Source organism: Frigoribacterium sp. AC759 (assembly GCF_979256015.1).
This window is the reverse complement of sequence record NZ_CEEDMT010000189.1, coordinates 1-237: the sequence shown is the minus strand read 5'-3', so window position 1 is coordinate 237 and position 237 is coordinate 1. Positions and strand designations below refer to the sequence as shown.

The window sequence follows — 237 nt, the reverse complement described above, 5'->3', positions numbered from 1 at the left end:
ATGCAGCTGGTGCGGAACATCCGCCTGGCCGAGGCGCAGGGTCTCACCGGCGACGAACAGGCCAAGGCCATCAAGGCGGCCAAAGAGGTCAGCATCGACCGCAAGCTGCAGGAGATGAAGTTCGCCATCGGGCTCGAGAAGAAGTACAGCCAGGACGACATCCTCCTCGCGTACCTGAACCTCGCGTACTTCGGCGACCAGGCGTACGGCGTCCAGGCGGCCTCGCAGCACTACTAC

General features: G+C 63.7%; 1 protein-coding gene. It reads left to right on the top strand.

The window, feature by feature from the left end:
- On the top strand, positions 1-237 hold a 237-nt coding region (locus ACZ6JE_RS15600; RefSeq protein WP_464319540.1), incomplete at both ends, for a transglycosylase domain-containing protein.